Origin of the sequence: Pseudomonas sp. 10B238 (assembly GCF_000970615.1) — a bacterium.
GTDB lineage: Bacteria > Pseudomonadota > Gammaproteobacteria > Pseudomonadales > Pseudomonadaceae > Stutzerimonas.
In genome coordinates, this window is sequence record NZ_KQ033948.1 from 1 (window position 1) to 23,295 (window position 23,295).

At 59.5% G+C, this 23,295-nt stretch carries 20 protein-coding genes and 5 pseudogenes; 15 read left to right on the plus strand and 10 right to left on the minus strand.

The annotated features are described in order from the left end of the window. Nucleotides 1–81 precede the first annotated feature (81 nt). Both RT21_RS23720 and RT21_RS23425 read left to right on the plus strand, forming a co-directional pair. Complete coding sequence (locus tag RT21_RS23720) at nt 82–261, plus strand: hypothetical protein (protein ID WP_127838526.1); 180 nt, start codon at nt 82–84, stop codon at nt 259–261. Nucleotides 262–315: 54 nt separating this feature from the next. Then, a protein-coding gene (locus RT21_RS23425; RefSeq protein ID WP_371263641.1) for an IS3 family transposase occupies nt 316–1,535 on the plus strand; the annotation gives its coding sequence in 2 pieces (ribosomal slippage) (nt 316–661 and nt 661–1,535; 1,221 coding nt in all). A 232-nt stretch (nt 1,536–1,767) separates the two neighbouring features. Here the strand turns inward: RT21_RS23425 and RT21_RS21790 are convergent. The 4 genes from RT21_RS21790 to RT21_RS21805 all read right to left on the minus strand — a co-directional run bounded on the left by RT21_RS21790 (nt 1,768) and on the right by RT21_RS21805 (nt 5,397). Further along, nucleotides 1,768–2,787, minus strand: coding sequence for a zinc-binding alcohol dehydrogenase family protein (locus RT21_RS21790; RefSeq protein WP_003288728.1), 1,020 nt, complete (start codon nt 2,785–2,787; stop codon nt 1,768–1,770). Between the two features lie 10 nt (nt 2,788–2,797). Beyond that, the gene (locus tag RT21_RS21795) at nt 2,798–3,091 is read right to left on the minus strand and encodes a putative quinol monooxygenase (RefSeq protein WP_033999984.1); all 294 of its coding nucleotides are present in this window, start codon (nt 3,089–3,091) and stop codon (nt 2,798–2,800) included. 98 nt (nt 3,092–3,189) lie between these two features. After that, a complete protein-coding gene (locus RT21_RS21800; protein ID WP_033999986.1) occupies nt 3,190–4,179 on the minus strand; it encodes a zinc-dependent alcohol dehydrogenase family protein in 990 nt (329 codons plus the stop codon). 126 nt (nt 4,180–4,305) lie between these two features. Beyond that, nucleotides 4,306–5,397, minus strand: coding sequence for an NADH:flavin oxidoreductase/NADH oxidase (locus RT21_RS21805; RefSeq protein WP_025297874.1), 1,092 nt, complete (start codon nt 5,395–5,397; stop codon nt 4,306–4,308). Nucleotides 5,398–5,480: 83 nt separating this feature from the next. Between RT21_RS21805 and RT21_RS21810 the strand changes: the two genes are divergently transcribed. From RT21_RS21810 to RT21_RS21830, 5 genes and pseudogenes are all read left to right on the plus strand, one after another. After that, nucleotides 5,481–5,783 carry an ArsR/SmtB family transcription factor gene (locus RT21_RS21810; protein WP_172767913.1) on the plus strand — a complete coding sequence of 101 codons (303 nt, stop codon included), beginning with the start codon at nt 5,481–5,483 and terminating at the stop codon, nt 5,781–5,783. A gap of 106 nt (nt 5,784–5,889) precedes the next feature. Beyond that, the gene (locus tag RT21_RS21815) at nt 5,890–6,120 is read left to right on the plus strand and encodes a DUF4113 domain-containing protein (RefSeq protein ID WP_079381875.1); all 231 of its coding nucleotides are present in this window, start codon (nt 5,890–5,892) and stop codon (nt 6,118–6,120) included. A 211-nt stretch (nt 6,121–6,331) separates the two neighbouring features. Next, nucleotides 6,332–6,793, plus strand: a complete 462-nt coding sequence (locus tag RT21_RS21820; protein WP_032904189.1) for a hypothetical protein — start codon at nt 6,332–6,334, stop codon at nt 6,791–6,793. Between the two features lie 35 nt (nt 6,794–6,828). Continuing rightward, nucleotides 6,829–7,236, plus strand: coding sequence for a hypothetical protein (locus tag RT21_RS21825; protein ID WP_042927603.1), 408 nt, complete (start codon nt 6,829–6,831; stop codon nt 7,234–7,236). 286 nt (nt 7,237–7,522) lie between these two features. Beyond that, a pseudogene (locus tag RT21_RS21830) lies at nt 7,523–7,843 on the plus strand (recombinase family protein); the annotation flags it as partial. Here RT21_RS21830 and RT21_RS23430 read toward each other — a convergent pair. Further along, nucleotides 7,837–8,477, minus strand: a pseudogene (locus RT21_RS23430) (transposase); the annotation flags it as partial. The pseudogenes RT21_RS21830 and RT21_RS23430 overlap by 7 nt on opposite strands. 262 nt (nt 8,478–8,739) lie before the next feature. Here RT21_RS23430 and RT21_RS21840 point away from each other — a divergent pair. Both RT21_RS21840 and RT21_RS23960 read left to right on the plus strand, forming a co-directional pair. Then, entirely contained in the window at nt 8,740–9,879 is a 1,140-nt protein-coding gene (locus tag RT21_RS21840) for a glutathione-independent formaldehyde dehydrogenase (protein WP_033999988.1), read from the plus strand. Continuing rightward, on the plus strand, nt 9,846–10,562 hold the full coding sequence (locus tag RT21_RS23960; protein ID WP_196740286.1) for a transposase: 717 nt from the start codon (nt 9,846–9,848) through the stop codon (nt 10,560–10,562). The genes RT21_RS21840 and RT21_RS23960 overlap by 34 nt, the downstream gene beginning before the upstream one ends. 100 nt (nt 10,563–10,662) lie before the next feature. Here RT21_RS23960 and RT21_RS21850 read toward each other — a convergent pair whose 3' ends face one another. Then, entirely contained in the window at nt 10,663–10,968 is a 306-nt protein-coding gene (locus tag RT21_RS21850) for an EthD domain-containing protein (RefSeq protein ID WP_033999990.1), read from the minus strand. A gap of 648 nt (nt 10,969–11,616) precedes the next feature. Here RT21_RS21850 and RT21_RS21860 point away from each other — a divergent pair. The 5 genes and pseudogenes from RT21_RS21860 to mobH form a co-directional block, all read left to right on the plus strand. Further along, entirely contained in the window at nt 11,617–12,741 is a 1,125-nt protein-coding gene (locus tag RT21_RS21860) for an alkene reductase (RefSeq protein WP_034000002.1), read from the plus strand. 66 nt (nt 12,742–12,807) lie between these two features. After that, a complete protein-coding gene (locus RT21_RS21865) occupies nt 12,808–13,791 on the plus strand; it encodes an LLM class oxidoreductase (RefSeq protein WP_003291626.1) in 984 nt (327 codons plus the stop codon). Nucleotides 13,792–13,929: 138 nt separating this feature from the next. Further along, a complete protein-coding gene (locus tag RT21_RS21870; protein ID WP_012464920.1) occupies nt 13,930–14,235 on the plus strand; it encodes an ArsR/SmtB family transcription factor in 306 nt (101 codons plus the stop codon). Nucleotides 14,236–14,501: 266 nt separating this feature from the next. Then, nucleotides 14,502–14,838, plus strand: a pseudogene (locus tag RT21_RS23440) (transposase); the annotation flags it as partial. Further along, nucleotides 14,836–16,284: pseudogene (gene mobH / locus RT21_RS21875) on the plus strand (MobH family relaxase); the annotation flags it as partial. The pseudogenes RT21_RS23440 and mobH, both read left to right, overlap by 3 nt. Nucleotides 16,285–16,363: 79 nt before the next feature. Here mobH and RT21_RS21880 read toward each other — a convergent pair. The 4 genes and pseudogenes from RT21_RS21880 to RT21_RS21890 all read right to left on the minus strand — a co-directional run bounded on the left by RT21_RS21880 (nt 16,364) and on the right by RT21_RS21890 (nt 22,252). Further along, complete coding sequence (locus tag RT21_RS21880; protein ID WP_042927606.1) at nt 16,364–19,015, minus strand: excinuclease ABC subunit UvrA; 2,652 nt, start codon at nt 19,013–19,015, stop codon at nt 16,364–16,366. Nucleotides 19,016–19,040: 25 nt separating this feature from the next. Further along, on the minus strand, nt 19,041–20,240 hold the full coding sequence (locus tag RT21_RS24235) for a Na+/H+ antiporter NhaA (RefSeq protein WP_371263643.1): 1,200 nt from the start codon (nt 20,238–20,240) through the stop codon (nt 19,041–19,043). Nucleotides 20,241–20,267: 27 nt separating this feature from the next. Then, a pseudogene (locus RT21_RS24240) lies at nt 20,268–20,891 on the minus strand (Na+/H+ antiporter NhaA); the annotation flags it as partial. 371 nt (nt 20,892–21,262) lie between these two features. Next, entirely contained in the window at nt 21,263–22,252 is a 990-nt protein-coding gene (locus tag RT21_RS21890) for a zinc-dependent alcohol dehydrogenase family protein (protein ID WP_042927614.1), read from the minus strand. Nucleotides 22,253–22,392: 140 nt separating this feature from the next. Here RT21_RS21890 and RT21_RS21895 point away from each other — a divergent pair, with 140 nt between their 5' ends. Then, on the plus strand, nt 22,393–23,289 hold the full coding sequence (locus RT21_RS21895; RefSeq protein ID WP_013970892.1) for a LysR family transcriptional regulator: 897 nt from the start codon (nt 22,393–22,395) through the stop codon (nt 23,287–23,289). The last annotated feature ends 6 nt before the right edge of the window (nt 23,290–23,295 follow it).

Below are 23,295 nucleotides of genomic sequence, written 5' to 3' on the forward strand. Positions count from 1 at the left end.
GCGCCCAACCGTGCAGGAATTCTAATGAGTTTAGGGCCTGCCGCTTCGGCGTCAGGCCCCGCTTATATGGAGTGAAAAGCTGTGAGCAACGTAACTGAATCGCTTTCGAGTGGGGGACTGATGAAGGCCTTGCGCCTAGACAGCTATGACGCGAGCACCCTGCTTGAAGTCGAAGTCGCAAAGCCTTCGCCACAACAAGGGCAGGTACTGGTAAAGATTAAAGCCAGCGGCGTTAACCCAATCGATGAACGAGCCCCCTGAAAGACAGGACACCGTTTCCCCCTTACGATAAGGGATAGGCAAACGGTTATGTTTATGACTAATAGCAACGATAAGAGTGGGGAGCTTTTGGGTCGGGAGCGGCGGCGCCGCTGGAGCCCTGAGCAAAAGCTGACCATGGTTCGAGAGAGCCTTGAGCCCGGGCAGAGCGTTTCGTTGGTGGCTCGGCGTAACGGCATCAATGCCAACCAACTATTCCTGTGGCGCAAGCTTTACCAAGACGGCAGTTTGTCGGCGGTCAGTGCTGGCGAAGCCGTGGTACCTGCCTCCGAGCTGAGCGATGCGCTCAAGCAGATCCGTGAACTGCAACGGATGCTGGGCAAGAAAACGATGGAAGCAGAAATCCTCAAAGAGGCCGTGGAGATCGCCCGGTCGCGAAAATGGATTGCGCACTCACCCTTGTTGCCGGGGGACGACCAGTGAAGCTGGTCAGCGAATGTCTCGGTGTGGCGCGCTCGCAATTAACGGTTCGAATCAAGCAATCGGCATCCCCCAAAGTACGGCGGAGCAGGCCTGTGAACGATGCTGATCTGGTAGTTGAAATCCAGCAACAGGTCAGCGAACTTCCCAGCTACGGCTACCGCCGCGTCTGGGGATTGCTGCGTCGCGCCCGTGAAACCCAGTCGCTACCGGCGATCAATGTGAAGCGGGTTTACCGGGTCATGCGTGATCACAACTTGCTGCTTGAGCGCCGCATCAAACAGCCCGGTGTGCCGCGTCGGCACGAAGGCCGTATTGCGGTGGAAGCCAGCGATACGCGTTGGTGCTCGGACGGCTTTGAGTTCCGTTGCAAGGACGGCGCCAAACTGAGCGTGACCTTCGCCCTGGATTGCTGTGATCGCGAAGCCATCGGCTGGGTCGCGAGCCCGACCGGGTACAGCGGCGATGATATCCGCGATTTGATGCTGGAAAGCGTGGAGAAGCGCTTTGGTGATCAACTGCCCGCCACGCCGGTGCAATGGCTAAGCGACAACGGCTCGGCGTACACCGCCGAACAGACACGCCTGTTTGCTCGACAGATCGGCTTGCAGCCGGTGACCACCCCAGTTCGCAGCCCGCAAAGCAACGGCATGGCTGAGAGCTTCGTGAAGACGATCAAGCGTGACTACGTGGCGCACATGCCCAAACCGGATCGAGAAACGGCGCTGCGCAACCTGGCAATTGCCTTCGAGCATTACAACGAGCAGCATCCGCACAGCGCTTTGAAATACCGCTCGCCGAGGGAGTTCAGGCGCTTGGCAGCAGCATCAATTTAACGGGGAGTTGGTGTCCGGTTTTGTAGGGGCAAGTCCAGGCATAGCCGGTAGCGTTGTTCATATGGGGTTCCTATTAGTTGGACGTTTCGGATGAAGTCGTTGACGGCTGGGTGATGGTCTTGCGAGACGATCTCAATAGGAGGCATTTCAAGGCGCTCACTGAATCGCTCATGGGCGCTACTCTTGAATCCAGCATTGGCTACCTACCGCATGAGCCGGTAGCCAGATACCGTCAGAAGCCCTCCAGAACGATCTTGCCCTTTGCCTTGCCGCTCTCCAGCAAGGCATGGGCGCGACGTAGGTTTTCGGCGCTGATACGCCCGTAGTTTTCGCCAACGGTGGTGCGCAACACACCCGCATCGATCTGGCGGGCCACTTCATTGAGGATGTTGTGCTGCTCCTGCATGTCCTCGGTCTCGTACAGCGAGCGCGTGTACATCAGCTCCCAGTGCAGCGACAGGCTCTTGCGTTTGAGCGGTACGACGTCCAGCGTGGCCGGGTCATCGATCAGGCCCAACCTGCCCTGTGGCTTCAGTGACTCGATGATCTGCTCGTAATGCCGATCGGTCTGCGTCAGGCTTGCGACGTAGCTGACCTGCGGAAGGCCGATGCGCTTGAGCTCTTCGCTCAGTGGTTTGGTGTGATCGATCACGTAATGGGCGCCGAGTTCGGTGACCCAGGCCTGGGTTTCAGGGCGCGAAGCCGTACCAATGACGGTCAGGCCGGTCAACTGACGCGCCAGCTGAGTCATGATTGAACCCACCCCGCCTGCAGCGCCAATGATCAGCAGCGTTTCGCCACGGTCGGTGGTGTCGCGCGCTACGCCGAGGCGATCAAATAGCAATTCCCAAGCGGTCAGAGACGTCAGGGGAAGCGCCGCGGCCTGGGCGAACTCCAGCGACTGTGGCATCGATCCGACAATGCGCTCGTCTACCAGCTGCAACTCACTGTTGCTGCCCGGGCGGATCAGCGACCCGGCGTACCACACCTTGTCACCGGGCTTGAACAGCGTTACGTCGGAACCGACCGACTTGACCACGCCGGCAGCGTCCCAACCGAGGATGCGCGGCTGTGTTTCGTCTGTATGCGGCACGTAGCCCTGGCGGACTTTGGTATCGACCGGGTTGACCGATACGGCCTTGACTTCTACCAGCAGGTCGCGCGGCCCCGGCACTGGCTCGGGTAGATCGATCTCCACGAGGGCGTCAGGGTTCTCAACAGGCAGGCATTTGAAGTGTGCAATCGCTTTCATTCGGAGCTCCTCAGGAGACGCGGTACATTTTCATGACGGAGAATTTTTCGGCGGCGCGCTCGATAACCGGCAGCGCTGCCTGGAAATGCGGGGTGGCCTCGTGCGCAGTCAGCGCCGCTTCGTCTCGCCACTGCTCAACCATATGGAAGGTGCGAGGCTGTTCTGCATCTTTATGAAAGTCGTATTGGATGCAGTCCGCTTCGGCGCGACTTGGGCCTTGCAGATCCTGCAGCGTCTGCTGGAGCTCATCTTCGGAGCCGGCCTTGGCGACCAATGTGGCAACCAGTGTGAGTGGGGTGGTCATCGAACCTCCTGTCTGTGCATGTGTGAAAGACGCATCGAACTGGCATGGGCTTACCGAAGGTGACCCTACCGGCCATGCCGCGAAGACCTGAACGTGGTTTACAGCGTTACAACAATCTTGCCCACCTGGGCATTCGATTCCATGTACCGGTGAGCCTCGGCCATCTCGTCGAAGCTGAATGTACGGTCGATCACCGGACGCAGCTGTCCAGAGGCGAGCCCTTCATTGATGAAGTGCTTGGCCCGTTCGAGTTTTTCTCGATTCTGGGTGATCTCGAACAGCTGATAACCGCGCAGCGTCAGATGCTTGCCGAGCAGGTCCATGACCGACACAGGGATATCCCGAGTGTCCAAAGCGCCGTACTGGAAGAAGATGCCGTGGTTCGCTAGCGCCTTGAGCACCAAGGCCACTTCGGGTCCGCCAACGGGATCGAAGGCCATGCGAGCGCCTTTGCCATGAGTCACCGTCATGACCTCAGCCACCATGTCCTGCTCCTGGGTCGCGATGACTGCCGCCGCCCCCGCTTGAAGCAAGGCTTCGCGCTTGTCGCTGGTGCGGGTCAGCGCCACAGGAACGGCGCCCACCATGTTCGCAATCTGGATAGCGGCAAGCCCCACGCTGCTGGACGCCGCACGGATTAGCACCGTCTCGCCGGCCTGCAGCCCACCAAGCTCGATCAATGCGCCATAGGCGGTGACAAACTTCATCCAGGTCGCTGCTGCCTCCGTGAAAGAGAGCACTTCCGGGTGTTTGACCACCGCGTGAGCCGGCGCGTTGACCAATTCACCGTACAAGCCGTATTCGTCAAAGGAGAACGCGGGCACTACGCTGACCGCATCGCCAACAGCGAAGCCGACCACACCGGGACCCACTGCAGATACGGTCCCAGCCGCTTCATAGCCCAGCATGGCGGGAAACGTCGGTTCGATGACGTACTGGCCTGTGCGGTACATCACTTCAGCCCGGTTGATGCCGAGCGCCCTGACGTTGATTTGAACCTCGTTCGCGCCGGGAGCCGGCACGTCGATCTCGTCGATCTGGAGAACCTCCGGTCCACCGGTGCGATGAAAGCGTATGACGCGAGACATAGCGTAATCCTCAGCTATCTATCGGAAGGGCCGAGCCATGAGCGGCCCAGCCAGGTAGCCACCAGCGCACATCGGCGCTGAGGCAGCGGGCGATTAGGCCATGACGGCCGTCTTCGCCCCGACGGATCACTTGTAGCGTTCAAGCCAGTGGGCATAGGGAGCCGGCAAGGTCCAGGACGCACGCTCTACGCCCAGCTCTTGGGCGGCAAGATAGGACCAATTTGGATTGGCCAGATGTGCTCGCCCAATCATCGCCAAGTCCAGGTGACCGCTCTTGACCGCTTCTTCGGCAACGCTTGGCGTGCCGAAGCCCCATGCCGAAGCCACTGGTATCCCCGCCTCACGCTTCACGCGCTGGGCAACTTCGCCCATGAAGCCAGGCGCCCAGGGAATGTTGGTTTCAGCGATGGTGAAACCAATGCTGACGCTCAGCAGATCCAGGCCACCATCTTTGAAGCGACGTGTCAGTTCGATAGCCTCGGTCAGCGTCTGTTCGTCCCGGCCGTCGTATTCGATAACCCCTAGACGAGCGGTTAGCGGCAGGTGCTCCGGCCAAACCTCACGAACAGCCGCCAGCGTTTCAAGCAGGAAGCGGCTACGGTTGTCGAAACTGCCGCCGTAGGCGTCATCGCGATGGTTGGAGTGTTCGGAAAGGAACGACTGGGCCAGATAACCATGGGCGAAATGCAGCTCCAGCCACTCGAAGCCAGCGTCACGCGCACGGCGAGCGGCTGCGACGAAATCCTCACGCACACGGGCAATGTCTTCCAGCGTCATGGCTTGCGGCTGCTTGGCCAGGTGACCGCCAAAAGCTATGGCCGATGGAGCGATGGTCTGCCAGCCACGGGCGTCATCTTCAGCGATGTGGTCATCGCCTTCCCATGGACGGTTTGCGCTTGCCTTGCGACCGGCGTGGGCGATCTGCAGGCCGGGGACCGAGCCGGCTGCCTTGATCGACTGCACCACCGGTACGAAGGCCTGGGCCAGCTCATCGTTCCAAATACCCGCACAGCCAGGAGTGATCCGCCCTTCTGGCGCTACAGCGGTTGCTTCGACAATCACCAACCCCGCCCCGCCACGCGCAAGGGAGGCGTAGTGAACACTGTGCCACTCGTTGATCAGGCCATCGTTTGACGAGTACATGCACATAGGGGGAATCGCAATACGGTTGCGAAGCGTGACGTCTTTAAGCGTGAAGGGTTGGAACAGCGCAGACATTGGTTTCTCCGAGGGTTGTCTATTACGTTAATTCGATAGTATTCGAACTATGGAGATAGAGCAAACCCGTGTATGCTTCGTTCATGCGCCCCTACAAACACCCTCCCGTCACTGAAATCGTCCTCGAGCGTCTGCTATACGCCTTGAGCGATCCTGTGCGCCTGGAGATCGTCCGACGCCTTGCCGAACTGGGCGAAGCCAGCTGTGGCGAATTGGACGGTGGCCGACCAAAGTCCACCATGTCCCATCACTTCAGGGTGCTGCGAGATGCCGGGTTGGTCCAAACCCAAACCATCGGCACGACCCATATGAACTCGTTGCGCAGGGATGATTTGAACAATCGATTTCCTGGTTTGCTCGAGACGATCTTATCTCAGCGCGGCTAAGGCTGGCTTGAGAGTCAATTCATCGAGGAAGACGCTGAAGACGGCCTGCTTCGAAACCCTGGGCTCCAGTGAGCTCAGGGACTACCTCGCCGCTGACTGCGGAAGCATGACTAGTCCCGACGTAAACGCCTTCACCGACGACCTGTTCGCCTCCAGTCAGCCAGCTAATTCGGAGAAGGTGATGGCCGTGCTTGATTCGATCAACGCCAAATGGGGACGGGGAACGTTGCGACCTGGTGTGGTACCAGCAGCCCCCGCCTGGAGCATGCGTCGCGAGCTGATGAGCCAGAGTTTCACGACGCGAGTAGATCAATTGTGGCGGGTATCCGCGCGGTAGCCGGCATCGCGCGCCTGCTGTGCTGCTTCTCCTGGAAGGGAAAGGGCCTGGCTGCGGTAATGGATTGCTGATCCGGGCCGTGCTTGTGCCCCTCTACGCACCCGAGCTTGCAATAGATGATCCGTCTCCAAGGCGGTATGCGATCTTACCCATGCCTTGGGTTATTTGGGGTTCAGGAGATGCTGAAACCAACTAAACCGAGGAGCTAGCCATGAACCTGTTTACGCACATTGCCAATCTCATCACCTCTGTCGTCCGGCCAGAAAAAGCGGCATTCACCACGGTCATCTATCCCAGCCAGGGAAAAGCGGTCGTGGTGCATGACGGCCTTGGTATTCGCCAGGAACGTTGGTGGTATCAGGTCGATTCGCTGGAAGATGGGGACACGAGTACGTCGTTCGACAGCATCCTGCAGGATCACACTAACTGGGCTGATTCATTTGACCCGGTAGGCCAGACCCAAGCCGAGGATACTTTCTCAGCTTTCTCATCGACCCACTTCGAACCCATGGAAACCTTCTGGCTCAATCCCGCCAACGGAATGCCCATGCTCGACAGCTGTTTCGATGTCATGGGTAACGCATTCGGCACGGACACGATGACTGACAGCCTGTCGTTTGATCACGGCATAAGCAGCTTCGGAGACAGTTTTTCGTCCTTCGGTTTCGACTAACGGGCAGTCGCCACAGCACTCAGAGGAGTTTGATCATGTCGCCACTTGCACTGGTTGTTAGCTTCATCCTCACATTCGCCATCGGAATTTCCTGGCTGGCCCTGACCCTCGACGCACGCATTGGGCGCAGCAGGCTCGTCCGGCAGATTCCATTGCCACTGGACGTCCCAGCTTCTGGCTATCGTCACAATCCACAATCCCGACTCCGACCAGTATTGGCGGTAACAGGCTGCATGCTGCTACTTCTTTCCGGAATGAGTGCCGCCATCCTCGGCAGACTGGCCACCATGCAACCGGCAGAAGCGGCAGCGGTGTTCTTCGCTTATCCGCTGCTGAAAAGCCTCTGGGGGCAAATCGTGGGCGTGGGGCCAATCGTCTGCGTCGTCATGGCCGTACCCGGAACCTACTGCATCTGTTTCGGGCTCAGGAGCGACAAATGGTGAAGCTACCGTTGCCGTTTGACCTCCACTGCGGCAACAGGCTCATGCTCGAGATGGCGTTAACTTCCAAAATCACCGTCGCGTTGCCAACGGACCTCCGCTACGGCAACGACTCCGGCCCATCGCAGACCAAAAAGTAATCAATCTACGCTAGCGTTTTTAGAGGTATGCCTCAACTGATACGGAAAAGGCGCGGCAGATTCGTCCTTGCCGCTCTATAACTAACACCCAAACTGTAACGATGTTTCTGCAACGCCCAAATTGAAACAGCACGCATAGGGATCAAGAAATGTTTGTCCGTGCCTACCTTCGGGCCTCTACTGCCGAACAAGACGCTGCCCGAGCCCGTTCCGTCCTGGAGGAGTTTGCTGCCGATCATGGCAAGGCCATTGCCGCGCAATACATTGAGAACGCATCTGGTACTCGTGCTGATCGCCCCGAGTTGGTGCGCCTGCTGGCCGATTCCCACCCGGGGGATGTACTGCTGGTGGAATCTATCGACCGACTGTCCCGCCTGCCGGCTGAAGACTGGTCGAAGCTCAAGGCCGCCATCGACGGAAAAGGGCTGCGAATCGTGGCTCTAGATCTCCCAACCAGCCACCAAAGCATGGGAATGTCAGGCCGCTCAACAGTGGCGTTTTTGTACGCATGAGAACCTGGCTGCTTACTGATCAAACCCTGCTCCTTCATCAGGCCCCTGACCTTGAAGCGACCTACTTTGACGCCCTCATCCTTGAGCATGGCAACGATACTGCGGCTGCCAGCTGAACTACGGCTTTGACTGAAAAGTTCGCTAATACGGCTGCGTAAACCCACCCGCCGAACATCAATGCGACGGCGCCGAGCCATATGGGCGTAGTAACAGGAACGAGGCAGTTCAAACACTGAACACAGCAGTTGAACTGGGTAGCGTGCTGCTAACTGCCGAATCGACTTCAACGTCTGCGCCCGTGCTCCTCGGCCATCAAGAGCGCAGTGGCCTCCTTTAAGATTTTCTTCTCAAGCTCCAGCCGGTTGATGCGGGCTTGAAGCTCCTGAATAGTCTGCTGCTCAGGCGTAAGCGCTTTGGCTGTGGGGGTGATGCCACCGCGCTCCAACTGCAACTGGTTGACCCAGCGCCGCAGTGCGGTCTCACCTACATCAAGGGATTTGGCTGCCTCAGGACAGCTGTAACCCTGGTCGAGCACTAGACTGGCTGCTTCGCGCTTAAACTCGGGGGTGAAAGTACGTCGTTGTCTGCTCATCGAACACCTCTGAATGGCGAGCATTCTCGCCCTAAAAGGGTGTCCAGGATTAGTAGACCACTACACGTAGCCATATTCCTTCTATGGCGTTCAACTGTCTAAGTTCGTCACGAGCTGCAAATTCAAGGACCGCCACGCGCGGGCGACGGCATCACCACTCGTCTGGTCATAGCTCGATTTGTGGAACATACGTTCGTAGATCTAAACAGATATCTCGTAAGCAGACGAAACCACCTCATCGTCGCTTGAACGGGAGAGTCTAATGAAAGCCATCGTTTACAACGGGCCACGCGACGTCAGCGTGCAAAATGTCCCAGACGCCAAGATCGAAAAACCTACCGACGCCGTAGTGCGCATCACCACTACCAATATCTGCGGCTCTGACCTGCACATGTACGAGGGCCGCACCTCGATGGAGACGGGACGTGTTTTCGGTCACGAGAACCTCGGGGAAGTCATCGAAGTCGGCGCCGGCGTAGATCGCATCAAGGTAGGTGATCGCGTCTGTTTGCCATTTAATATCGGCTGCGGTTTCTGCGAAAACTGTGAAAAAGGTTTGACCGGTTTCTGCCTCACGGCCAACCCCGGCAGTGCTGGTGCTGCTTACGGGTTTGCCGATATGGGCTCATACCAGGGTGGTCAAGCAGAACTGCTGCGTGTGCCATATGCGGACTTCAATTGCCTGGTGCTGCCAGAGGATGCGCAAGAGAAAGAAAACGACTACGTCATGCTGTCAGACATATTCCCCACCGGATGGCATGCCACTGAACTGGCTGGCCTGATGCCGGGTGAAAGCATCGCCATTTACGGTGCAGGGCCAGTGGGCCTGATGGCAGCTCATGCCGCGATGATCAAAGGCGCCTCGCAAGTGTTCGTGGTCGACAACCATCCGGATCGATTGAAATTGGCCGCGCAGATGGGGGCCACGCCAATCAACTCCCTGGAGAAAGAGGCGGTTGATCAGATCCTCAACCTGACTCACGGCAAAGGCACTGATCGAGGTTGTGAGTGTGTGGGGTACCAGTGCTGTGACAATCACGGCCATGAGGCCAATCACCTGACGATGAACAACCTGGTAGCTTCCACCAAGGCCACGGGTGGCATCGGCGTCGTCGGGGTGTTTGTTCCTCAGGATCCGGGCGCGAAAAATGAACTGGCGAAGGAAGGCAAAATGGCCTTCGATTTCGGCGCGTTCTGGTTCAAGGGCCAGCAGATACGCACCGGGCAAGCCAACGTCAAAGCCTATAACCGCAGGCTTGCGGAGCTGATCCATCACGACCGCGCCAAGCCTTCGCAGATCATCTCTCACAGCCTGAAATTGGCGGAAGGGCCCGATGCGTACAAGCATTTCGATGCGCGAGATGAGGGTTGGACAAAGGTCATTCTGAAGCCGGCAGCCTGATCGAACGGCTGTATGGATCTGACGCCCTGACGATATCGCCGGGCGTCAGCCCAAAGACCCGCCTACTCGCGCTTACAGTATGGCCGCTATGTATTTACCGACCACATACCACCTGTCGTCCGCTCGAAATGCGAGCGCGGTTGTTGCGCAAGATGATCAAGGGAAAAATGGTAAGCGTACTGACTTCGATGGTCGACCCGCTGCGCTTTCCGGGTGGGGAGATCGTCGACCTTTACAGTCAACGCTGGGAAATCGAGCTGGGCTATCGGGCGATCAAGCAGAGACTGCTGGGCGGCGAATATACCCTGAGAAGCAAGACGCCAGAGATGATCGCTCAAGAGCTATGGGGTGTGCTGCTGGGCTACAACCTTTTGCGCTACCAGATGGTACTGATGTCCAGGCAGTGTCCCGGTGTGTACCCCTGCGAAATGAGTTTCACTGCCTGCAGTTGGGCCATCTTGGGGTTGCTGCATGGCACGTCACTGAACCATCCCGGCAACTTGCCAGGATTTCTGAGAGATTTGCAGGCATCAGCCGCTCGATATGTTTTACCCCATCGGCGACCTGATCGATGGTTCCCACGCGCAGTCGTTGGACACGCTGTCAAATCGACACATAGACGGCACCTCGTGCGAATTGAGACTCGCACGGGTCCCCATGTTCATTGGGGAATCTGCCAGTGATTTACGTTAAATCAATAACCAGGGGTTCACTCGTAGATGAAAGCCCCTCCAGAATGAATGGAGGGGTGGCCTGATCGGAGATAACCGCTTCGAGCAGCTTTCAAACAAGTGTTTCAGTGACGAAGGGCTTGAGCTGGCCAATGAACGTTTTACCATGTTCGAACCAGGCTTTGCGCACTGCCGACTCGATATATCGTTGGTAGTCCTCCGGGCTTTGGAACCAGCATTCGCCAATCGCGTGAACCGGCCCTACATCCAGGTATGGCACATGGGTATCGGCAGGGTTTTCAGCCACCAACCTAACCTCATATTTAAACAGGCCAGGGATACCCTCACTCATCTGATAGTGACGCAAACATTCCTGGCGGAACATAGGCTTTACCAACAAGTAGACAATTCGGATCATCGCGAACATTCCTTATACATGCGTCTGAGGAGAAGAAGGTTGAAGTGCGGGCGTAGCGTCAACTTCGCTGTCATCCAGATCGTCAAGGTGAATACCTTTGTTGTCGGGCAATAGCATCAACGCAATCACGGCAATGGCATACCTGATGCAGCCAGCCTCCATGATGAAAAGCTCAAGGGAGCTGACTGCATAGGCAACCCTAGCGCGAAGCACGGCGCGCTCCCAGCTGATCCAGAAGTGAGCTGCAAGGGCGTGGAACCATGCGTACGTGCCGGAAGCGATATTAATATATTGACATATATGAATATCGAGAATAGCCTACCCATAACCGCGCTAGAAACCTCAGGAGGTACTCCCATGAAAGATTCCAGCGATACCCGTCCGAATCACCTTCCCGACAGCAGCTACGGCCTGTTTATTGACAACCAATGAGTTTCGGACGAATACGGTGAAGCCCTCGACATTATCAACCCCGCCAACGGAAAAATTCTCACCAACATCCCAACGCCACAGCTGCCGACGTCGCCCGCGCGGTGCAGGGCGCACAGCGCGCCTTCGTGACCTGCACCGCTCGGACTCTTCAGACCTCGTTGATCCATGTTTTTTCGACCTACGACATCGAATATTTCAGATATGCAGGTAAGCAAAATGACACAATCAGAACTTTTCAAAACGACTCAGCTGGGCCCATACACCCTCAAGAACCGTATCGTTCTGCCGCCACTGACGCGTTCGCGCAGCTCCCAACCCGGCAATATTGCGAACGACCTAATGGCCACATATTACCGTCAGCGCAGCGGTGCTGGCTTCATGGTGACCGAGGGCACACAGATCGAACCCCGAGGACAGGGTTATGCCTGGACACCTGGCATTCATAGCCCGGAACAGATACAAGGCTGGCGTAAGGTCACCGACGCTGTTCACGCCGAAGGGGGGGTGATCTTTGCTCAACTTTGGCATGTGGGCCGCGTGTCGCACACATCGCTGCAACCCGGTGGTGAAGCGCCCGTCGCGCCATCAGCCATCCGCGCGGACAACGTCAAGGTGTTCATCGAAACTGGCCCCGGCACGGGTACACTGGCCGACCCTTCGACCCCACGAGCCCTGTCCACCAAGGAGGTAAAGGAACTGGTTGAGCTCTACGCCCAAGCAGCCCGAAATGCTTTGGACGCAGGTTTTGACGGGGTGGAGCTTCACTGCGCGAACGGGTACCTGGTAAACCAGTTCATTTCGGCCCATACCAACCAGCGTGATGATGAATATGGCGGTTCGCTGCAGAACCGTCTTCGCTTCCTGCGCGAAATCACCCTCGCTGTTGCTGGTGTGGTCGGCAAGGAGCGCGTTGGCGTTCGCTTCGCCCCGCTGTTCGCGACCACAGACGAAGACCGCGTCTACCTTGGTCTGGTCGAAGAAGATCCTCATCAAACCTACATCGAGGCAGTGAAGATCCTCGAGGAAGTGGGCATTGCCTACCTGTCGCTCGCCGAAGCCGATTGGGAAAACGCACCCGAGCTGCCTGAGACGTTCCGGGAAGCTGTTCGTAAGACATTCAGCGGCAAGATTATCTATGCCGGCAAGTACACCGCTGAACGAGGAAATCGCGTGATAAAAGCTGGCTGGGGCGATCTGATCGCTTTTGGCCGCCCCTTCATTGCGAACCCCGACCTGCCCGCTCGTATCGCCAACAACTGGCCGCTTAACCCAGTTGATCCAAGCACCATGTACGGCGGTACCGATAAGGGCTACACCGACTACCCGACTTACAAATCCTAAACGCTCAATGCCACGCCCCATAACTCAGGGGCGTGGCTCAGCGATTGTTGACCGAGGAAGTTAAGCATGTACCAACCGAGCACGATCCCCTACCAAGAGCATAGGGGATTCAAACGAACCTTCAGGCAGGGTCATCTAAGCCTTGGGCTGTTCTTTCCCCTGGAGGCTTTCGAAGGTGATACACCGAGCATGCTAGATCAGGTCGCGCTGGCCAAACGTGCAGAGGCACTTGGTTTTTCGGCGCTCTGGTTTCGCGACGTCCCACTCAGGGACCCAAGCTTCGGCGATGTCGGCCAGGTTTTCGACCCTTGGGTGTATCTGGGCTACATGGCAGCCCATACAACAAAAATCGCACTAGGCACCGCCTCCATCGCCCTTACTCTGCGTAATCCCTTGCACACGGCAAAGGCCGCAGCGAGCATTGATCAGTTGAGCGGAGGTCGCTTGCTCCTGGGAGTAGCCTCTGGCGATCGTCCCGTGGAGTTTCCCGCATTCAGCATTGATCCAGAACAGCGTGGCGAGACCTTTCAAGAAAACCTCAATGTGATACGCCAAGCCCATCGAACACACTTCGAGCCCATTCGCTGGAGTCACGGCGAGTTACTGGGGGCCGATCTCGTTCCCAAACCTACGACTCGGGAAATACCGCTATTCGTAACCGGACACAGCCGCCAGCCGCTCGATTGGATCGCGCGTGAAAGCCATGGATGGATCAACTATCCACGTCCGCCAAAAATGCAGCGACTCATCGTGGAAGATTGGCGACAGGAAACGGCTAAACAATGTGGCACTATCTACAAGCCGTTCTTGCAATCGCTGTATATCGACCTGGACGAACACCCATCCACGCCACCCTCGCCTATCCATCTAGGATTCCGACTGGGACGTAACCACCTGCGGGCCTTGCTGGATACACTTCAGGAAATCGGTGTAGATCACGTCATCCTGAACCTCAAGTATGGTAAACGCCCCGCAGCAGAGGTTATCGAGGAACTTGGCAAACATATCGTCCCGCAATTCGGCGCACAGGTGCCCGATAGTCCTACCTGACAGGGCAATAGGATTCCAGTCCAAACCAGCCCGTCATTGCGACGGGCAGGCGCGCAGAGATCATGGCGAAGCCTTCCAATTTGATGCGCGAATCAGGAAGATATCTAGATATCGAAAAAAACAGGTCTCAAAAAATTCATGACTATTGACGTCAACGAAGCCCTGAAAGCATTGGCGAACCCGACGCGCCTTGCCATCCTCAATTGGCTCAAGGATCCCAGGACAGTCTTTCCCGAGCAGGAAGTCGACCCAGAAACGGTAGGCGTGTGCGTCAGTATCATCCAAGAGCGCACGGGCCTCTCGCAGTCAACGACATCGCTTTATCTCGCAGCTCTACAGCGCGCGCAATTGGTGACATCGCAGCGGATCGGCCCCTGGACCTACTACAAACGCCACGATGAGAATATCGATGCCTTCTTCAAGGCGCTGCAAGAAAGAATCTAGGGCTGCACACCCTTGTATTTCTGACTGATTTCAGTCTTTGCCGATGTCAAAAACAGCAATCTGACCAAATAACGATCAGATCATCCGAAGCTTCGAGTGATCGAATAGCATTACCAGTGATGCGGTGCGCGGAAAAAACGCTCCTATAGCAAAACTGCCACTTGACAACGCTGAAACCAGGGCTGTACACGCAAAAGACAGCACACTCCAGAGAGGGACGCGAAGCCCTTCAAGTGCTCTTCTACGGCCAACCTTCTTTAGGGGGCAGCCGCCACGGCGTCGACATCCCACGCCAGCCCCTGGCGCGTTGGGTGATCCAAAGTGGCGAGCAACTGCAACCGTTGCTCAACCTGATGCGCGACAAGCTGCTGGACTACCCCGTGTTGCACTGCGACGAAACGCGCTTGCAGGTGCTGCATGAACCGGGACGCGACCCCTCGGCACAATCCTGGATGTGGGTGCAAAGCGGTGGGCCGCCGGACAAGCCGGTGATCCTTTTCGACTACACAGCCAGCCGCGCGCAGGAGGTGCCGCTACGCCTGCTCGATGGCTACCGCGGCTACCTGATGACCGACGACTACGCCGGTTACAACGCCGTGGCTGCACGACATCGGCAAGGTGGCCGTCGATCTGCTGGTCGAGCTGGCAGACGGCTCGCTGTGGCATCCCTGGCACGGCCCGCTGCACCAGTCGTACCGCTTCCGCTACCGCGAAGACCGCGAGTACCGGTTGCACAGCGCCGCAACAGGGCTGCTCTACCGCCAATTGCTCGATGGTCCGCTCCTAGACTGGCTCAGCGGCTATCCGTCTCTGTGGGCACCATTGCTCTACGTCTTGGCCGGGCAGTACGAGCACGCCGGCGTGCTGGGTGAACTGGTCGTGCAGGCTGATCGCGCTTCTGTGGCACAGGAACTGGGCGGCGATCCCGCGCGCGCCATGGCCGCGCCCAGGCACGCGCTGCAACGCAAGCTGCTGGACGGGCTGCGCTTCCTGCTCAAGGAACAGTTGAAGCTGAATCAGCCGGAAGCCTCCGATGGCTGGCTCACTGAGGATGGGCTGTGGCTGGTGAGCAAGACTGTCTCGGACAAGCTGCGCGCGCACCTGCTGTCTCAGGGGATCGACGGCATTCCTGCGAACAACACCGCCGTCTTCAACGTGCTGCAGGACCACGGCATGCTCCAGCCTACCTCAGACGGCAAGGCGGTCTGGCGCGCGACCGTGACCAGTGCGACCGGCTGGTCCTACTCGTTCACCCTGTTGCGCCTCGCGCCCGCGCTGATCTGGGAATCCGGCGAGCGGCCAGCGCTTTTCGCAGGCACGGTGGCGATCGACACGACGCCAGCGGAAATCAACGGCAGTGCACCAGGCACACCGCCCGCGGTCGTGGGGCAGCCAGCACCCGAAGGTCAGGAGACTCCCCCTTGGGAATGCCCTCGCAGCGATACCGCCTTGCCGACTGCGGCCCCGCCCGTGCCCGACGTCATGGAGGACATGCTGCCGATGGTTGGATTGGATGGCACGGCCGACATGGGGAAGAGTGAAGAGCCAGTGGAGAAAGTCCCTGCCCAGCCTGACGTTCCTGCCCCAACCACAGCCGCAGCGTCTCCCTTGCCACTTACCCCTGCGCCTGGACCTGCATCAACTCCAATAGTCGCGATACCATCCGGGGAGCATTTCATGACGTGGCTGCAACAGGGAGTCGCCGCGCGGCGACTCATCATCAACGACGCCAAGGCGCTCGTGCATACGGTGAGCGACACCGCCTACCTGGTCAGTCCCGGCGTGTTCCATCGCTATGCGCAGGAACATCCCCAGGTGGATGCGCTAGCCAGGCAGGACAAGCAACAGGATTGGCAGTGGGTGCAAAAGCGCTTTGAGAAACTGCAGCTACACCGCAAGCACTCAAATGGCCTGAACATTTGGACCTGTGAAGTCACGGGCCCGAGGAAGTCCCGCCGACTGCATGGCTACCTCCTCGAAAATGGGTCCTTGGTATTCGCCGAAATACCGCCCAACAATCCCTATCTTGCTTTGACTCAGGAAGGATGACGCGACTCGGGCAGCGACCGTCACCACCGTGTGGCGACGATCAATGCCCCGCGAAGCTGGCAACATTTGGCGAACTAAGCTACTCGACCCGCGCCAACTCCCGTGCAAGGAACGGAGCGGTTCGGCTGCCAGACTTTCGGGCCACCTGCTGAGGGGAACCCGCCACCACGATGCTGCCGCCGGCAGCGCCCGCGCCTGGCCCTACGTCGATCACCCAGTCGGCTTGGGCCACCGCACGCATGTCGTGCTCGATCATCACTACGGTATTGCTGGCATCGACCAGGCGCTGCAACTGCACCAGCAGCCGGTCGGCATCCGACGCGTGCAGCCCGGTGGTCGGCTCGTCGAGCACGTACAGGCTTCGGCCGCGCTGGCTGCGCTGAAGCTCGGTCGCCAGCTTGATGCGCTGCGCCTCGCCACCGGAAAGCTCAGTGGCCGGTTGCCCCAGGCGCAGATAGCCCAGTCCGATGTCGCGCAGCAGTTGCAGGGGCCTTGCCACCGCGTCTTCACCCGCGAAGAATTCGCTGGCATCGTCCACGGTCATCTGCAGCACCTCGGCGATGTTGCGCCCGTTCCACTGCACCTTCAGCGTGGCCTCGTTGTAGCGCGCGCCATGGCAGGTCGGGCACGGCGCGTACACGCTGGGCATGAACAGCAGTTCCACGCTAACGAAACCCTCGCCCTCGCAAGTCTCGCAGCGCCCCTTGGCGACGTTGAACGAGAACCGTCCGGCATCATAGCGGCGGCGTCGAGCATCGGGCGTGGCGGCGAACAGCTTGCGCACATGGTCGAACAGACCCGTGTAGGTAGCCAGGTTCGAGCGCGGCGTGCGCCCGATCGGCTTCTGGTCCACCTGCACCAGGCGCTGTATGGCGTCCACATCGCCCGCCAGATGACCGCCAGTCGCTTCGATCACCGCCGGCCCTTCGCTGGTGGCGCTTTCGGCCGCATCGTCTTCCGGCTCGTGGCCCAGGTGCAGCAGCACCAACTCCGGCAGGGCCTGCGCGACGAGGCTGGACTTGCCGGAGCCGGAGATACCGGTGACGGCCGTCAGCACGCCCAGCGGAATGCGTGCATCCACGCCATGCAGGTTGTGGCGGTGGATGCCCTGCAGTTCCAGCCAGCCGGTCGCTTCGCGTGCCCGGCTTCCCGGCGCGGGGATCTCCTCGAACAGATAGCGGGCGGTGCGCGATTCGGCAATCTTGCGCAGGCCATCCGGCTCGCCGCTGTAGAGCACGCGGCCGCCACGCTCCCCAGCATCCGGCCCGACATCCACGAGCCATTGCGCGCGGCGCATCAGGTCCAAGTCGTGCTCCACCACGAACACCGAGTTGCCGGCGTCGCGCAGCCGGTCGAGTGCGTCGTACAGGGCCTGGCTATCGGAGGGGTGCAGGCCCGCGGAGGGCTCGTCGAGCACGTACACGACACCGAACAGCAGGGAACTCAATTGCGTGGCCAGCCGCAGGCGCTGCAACTCGCCGGCCGAAAGCGTCGGCGTGGCCCGGTCCAGCGTCAGGTAGCCCAGGCCTAGCTCGCGCAGTTGGCGCAGGCGCGCCATCACGCCTCCAGCCAGGCGCTGCGCGGCGAGGCGCTTTTCTTCCGATAGCGCCGAGGTGCGGCGCACGTCGGGCGATACCGCATGGACGGCGCGACCGGAGGCCGCGCGTTCGGCACGGTCGCGTCGGGTCGCTTCCTTGTCCGTAGCCGCCCCCGCTGCATGGGCGCGGAAATCGCCCTGGGCGATGGGTTCGAGCAAGGCCGCCAACTGGTCCAGCGGCATCTGCATGAACGCGCCGATGTCCACGCCGGCGAAGGTGACCGACAGCGCCTCGGGCTTGAGCCGCTTGCCGTGGCAGGTGGGGCACGGTTTGCCCTCCATGAACCGGGACACGCGCTTTCTCATCAGCGCGCTCTGGGTGTTGGCAAAGGTGTGCATCACATACCGCCGGGCGCCGGTGAAGGTGCCCATGTAGCTCGGCTCCATCTTGCGCTTGAGCGCGGCGCGGGTTTCGGCGGGCGTGAAGCCGGCGTACACCGGCACCGTCGGTGTTTCCTCGGTGAACAGAATCCAGTCGCGATCCTTCTTTGGCAGGTCCTTCCACGGTCGGTCAACGTCGTAGCCCATGCTGACCAGGATGTCGCGCAGGTTCTGGCCTTGCCAGGCGGGGGGCCAGGAGGCGATCGCCCGCTCGCGGATGCTCAGGGAGGGATCGGGCACCATGATGGCCTCAGTCACCTCGTACACATGGCCCAGGCCGTGGCAGGTCGGGCACGCTCCCTGCGGCGTGTTGGGCGAAAAATCCTCGGCGTACAGCATGGGCTGGTTGGCTGGGTAGGCGCCGGCGCGCGAATACATCATCCGCACCAGGCTGGACAAGGTGGTCACACTGCCCACAGAGGAACGCGCGTTGCTGGAGCCCCGCTGCTGTTGCAGCGCCACCGCCGGCGGCAGGCCGTCGATCGCATCGACGTCCGGCACGCCCGCCTGGTCGATCAGTCGCCGCGCATAGGGGGCCACCGACTCGAAGTAGCGCCGCTGGGCCTCGGCATAGATGGTGCCAAAGGCCAGCGAGGACTTACCGGAGCCGGAGACACCCGAGAACACCACCAGCGCGTTACGCGGGATGGAGACGTCCACCTCCTTGAGGTTGTTCTCGCGCGCGCCACGCACCTGCACGAGGCCGCTGGCCGCAGCGGTACAAGAGGATTCACCGAAAGAATTGTTTGGCATGTTCTTATCCTGTAGTTCGTCCCGCTCAGGACGGGACTTCCTGAGTCCGGGGGCCGCGGCGACTGGCTTCGAGCGCTGCGGTGACAGTGCGGGCGTCGTAGCTACCGCGCAGGCGGCGACCCTCGACGAAGAACGTCGGCGTGACATGCGCACCGCTGGCGACCGCACTGGCGAGGTCGCGCTCGACACGCTCGATCACCGCAGAGCTGTCGAGATCCGCGATGAACCGATCGACGTCGAGCCCAAGCTCTACGGCGTAGCCGATCAGATCCTCGCGCTCCAGCGCGTGCTGACGGGTAAACACGAAGTCCAGCCACGGCCAGAACATCCCCTGATTCGATGCCGCCTCGGACGCACGCGCGGCGATCGGCCCATGCGGGTGGTGCGGCAAATGGCGCACCACATACCGCAGGTCGTCCCCGAAGTGGGCGCGCAGATCCTCCCAAGAACCGGTAGCGTGCGCACAGTACGCGCACTCGAAGTCCACGTACTCCACCAGCGTGAGCTGCGCGTCCTCTGGCCCGCGGATGTGATCGACCTCGGGATCGACCGGCGGCTCAAGCACCATCGGCAGATCGGCGGTCTCCTCACCCCACCTGCGTGCGGCAACCTTGAAGATGAGCCACCCGAGCAACGTGGCGAGCATCATCGACACGAGCACGCCGACCGTCGCCTGGCGGCCCAGGTCGGAGGTCGTGCCGAACGCGAGTCCGATGATGAGCAGCGACACGGTGAACCCGATCCCGGACAGTGCCGCACCACCGAACACGCTCCCCATTCCGACACCCGCCGGCAGGCGCCCCAAGCCGAGGCGGACCGCGGCGAGAGTGATGAGCCCGATGCCCAGGAGCTTGCCGAGCACGAGCCCCGCGATGACGCCCCAGGTCACGGGCGAGCCGAAGGCCTCCGCGAGCAGCCCACCACGCAGGTCCACCCCGGCGTTCGCCAAGGCGAACACCGGCACGATCAGCAGCGCTGTCGGCAGCCGCAGGAACTCGTGCAGCCGCTCATTCACCGAGATACCCTGGGACAGCCCGCAGTCCACTGCGCGAGCCGATGCGGCACTCGGAGACTGCCAGAAGTCACGGAACAACTGTCTTGCCGCGACGACCTTGTGACGTTGCGTTGCGTAGGCGGGGATCAGGAGCCCCGCGGCCATCCCGGCGAGGGAGGCATGAATGCCGGAGTACACGGTCGCGAGCCACAGCACGATCACGATCAGCACATACGGCGTTGCCCGCCACTGGCGGGNCAACCCGACGAGACTGGCGAGGGCGATCAGCAACGGGACGACGCGGATCTCCTCGCTATAGACGATGCCGATGATGGACACGGCGAGGAAGTCATCGACCACGGTCAGGGTGAGCAAGAACACGCGCAACTGACCGGATAGCCGCGGGCCGACGATCGCCAGGGTGCCCAGCATGAACGCCGTATCGGTACCGACCACCGCCCCCCACCCGCGCAGGCCCTCACTTCCTGCCAGCCCCACGATCAGGACATACAGCAGCGCGGGCAGCACGACACCCGCGACCCCCGCGATCAGAGCGAGACGGGCACGGCTGCGGTCCCTGAGCGACCCGTGGGCGAATTCCTGACGCACCTCCAGGCCGATCAGGAAGAAGAAGACGACCATCAGGCCGTCGTTGACCCAGTGATGCAGATCCATGTGCAGGCCCAATGGCCCAAAGTTGAACCCGACGTCCAGGTGCCACAACTCGAAATAGGCATCGGATAGCGGCGAGTTCGCCCACGCCAGCGCCACAACCGTGACGATCACCAGCAGCACCGCAGCCCCAGACTCAGTGCGTAGATAGCGGGCAACGCGTCTCCGTCTGATATGCGCCGAGGACTCACCGAAAGAAGAGGCTGGCATGTGCTTATCCTGTAGTTTGTGAGATCACGATGGGCAGGTTTCGGATGGACCGATCAGGCGTCCGCCTCTGGCGGCGTCTCATCATCGAGCGAGCGCAGCCAAGCGAGTCTTTCTCCCAGCCTGCGCTCAACACCTCTGTCCGTTGGCTGATACCAACCCGGCCGCGCCACGCCCTCGGGAAAATAGGTTTGCCCAGCGGCATAAAAGGCTAGAAATGGTGTCCACTTAAATCAGGTGGACACCATCGCCTTTGGCGTCGGGGCCAAGAAGGTGTGTTGGCCGGACGGATACACAGAATCGGCCAAAAGCGGTCATCAGGGCTGGCTTGAATCGGGGCCGAAGGATTACGCTCTCAGCCCCATAATTGCTGGTCAGACAGTTACCACGATCTTGCCGATCTGCTGATTGGCTTCAAGGAAACGATGGGCATCCTGGATGTCGCTAAGTGTGAATGTCTTTGCGATGATCGGGCGCAACGCACCGGACTCCAACCCTTGCAGAATAAAAGCCTTTGCTCTCTCTAGGGCTTCAGGGTCGGCCACAATCTCTGCGTAGAGATAGCCCTTCAAAGTCAGGCTTTTGCCCAGCACGGTAAACAGTGGGAATGGTGTCGGTTCAGAGCTAAGTGCGCCGTACTCCAGCAAAATTCCGCCCCGCGCCATGCTCTGCGTGAGAGGTTCCAAGGACGGCCCGCCTACAGGATCGAATACAACGCGAGCGCCTTGACCGGCAGTTATCGTCATAACACGCTCGACGATATCCTCTTCATCGCTGACGATGACATGCGCAGCGCCTGCATCAAGTAGGGCTTGCTTCTTCGCGTGAGTTCGAGTGATCGCAATCGATGTGGCGCCGACCATACGAGCCATTTGGAAGGCGGCCAAGCCAACACTGCTTGACGCGGCGGTAACGATGACAAAATCGCCCTGACGTAGCTTCGCCTGTTCAATCAATCCCCCCCAGGCGGTGACGTACTGCATCCAAGACGCCGCAGCCTCTTCAAAGGACAAGTTCTCAGGGCTCTTTACCACCAGGTGGGCCGGTACATTGGCCAACTCGCCGTAGGTGCCCCAGCGAGCAATATCCAGAGGTGGGATCAGAGCGACCGAGTCACCAATCGTGATCTCGGTTACGTCGCTCCCAACTGCCGTTACGATGCCTGCGGCCTCGTAGCCTAAGCGGCTGGGGAACTCCGCTTCTTGTAGGTATGCGTGATTGCGGAACATCACTTCGGCTCGGTTCAAGCCAAAAGCTTTAACACTAATTTGCACCTCGTTTGCTGCTGGTGCCGATACTTCCAGATCTTCCAGCTTCAGAACGCTGGCGTCACCGTATTCATGAATTCTGACAATGCGTGCCATCATAAATACCTCGTTTATCAATGGGCCTCGACGTACATCCGGAAGGTATCCGGGCACTCGAAAGGTGACAAAAATTTAGTCATTGGTTGGCGCTAGATAAATGCCTACGATGGCGTATTACTAGAAACAGAGTGTTTATAATGGATCGCCTGACCCAGATGGCCACGTTCGTCAAAACAGTTGAGCTGGGTTCATTCAGCGCCGCTGCGGACGACCTGAATCTGTCCCCTCAATTGGTAGGGAAACAGGTGAAAATGCTCGAACAACATCTGGGTGTTTCCCTGCTGCACCGGACTACGCGCAGGCAAAGCCTCACCGACTTCGGCAGGGCGTTCTACCCGCGAGCAAAACTGATCCTTGCAGACATGCAGTCTGCCGAGAGCCTGGCTGCCCTCACTCGGGGCACACCAAGCGGCCGCCTTCGCATCAACGCGCCGGTCACGTTCGGAATCCGCACGCTTTCGCCACGCCTGCTGGAATACATGGTTCGGTATCCTCAGGTGTCTGTTGACCTAACGTTATCGAACGAACTGGTCGATATCGTTGATGATGGTTACGACGTGGTATTTCGCATCGGCGAGCTGGCGAGCAGTGGGTTGAAGGCATTGCCACTGGAGCCCTATCAGATGGTTTTATGCGCTGCGCCGTCCTATCTTGCACGTCGCCCTCCCATCATCAATCCGTGGGATCTACAGCAGCAGGAATGTCTGGGGTTTACCTATTCTGATGGCCGCTCACACTGGAGCTTCGACAGCCCGGAGGGGCGTATAGATGTTCCTATTACAAGCAAATTAACGATCAATCAAGGTGATCCACTGCTGGCAGCGGCTGTAGCTGGTCTAGGCGTGGTTCTACAGCCGATAGAGTTGGTTAGCGATGCACTGCGCGATGGGACACTGGTGCGTCTGTTGCCGCAGTACCCGGTGCCGAATACCGCAATGCACATCCTCTATGCCCCTGACCGAAGAATGACTCCAAAGCTGCGCAGCTTCTTGGAGTTTGCGCGTGAGGCTTTTGGGCAGCGAGGCCCTCTCTAACGCACG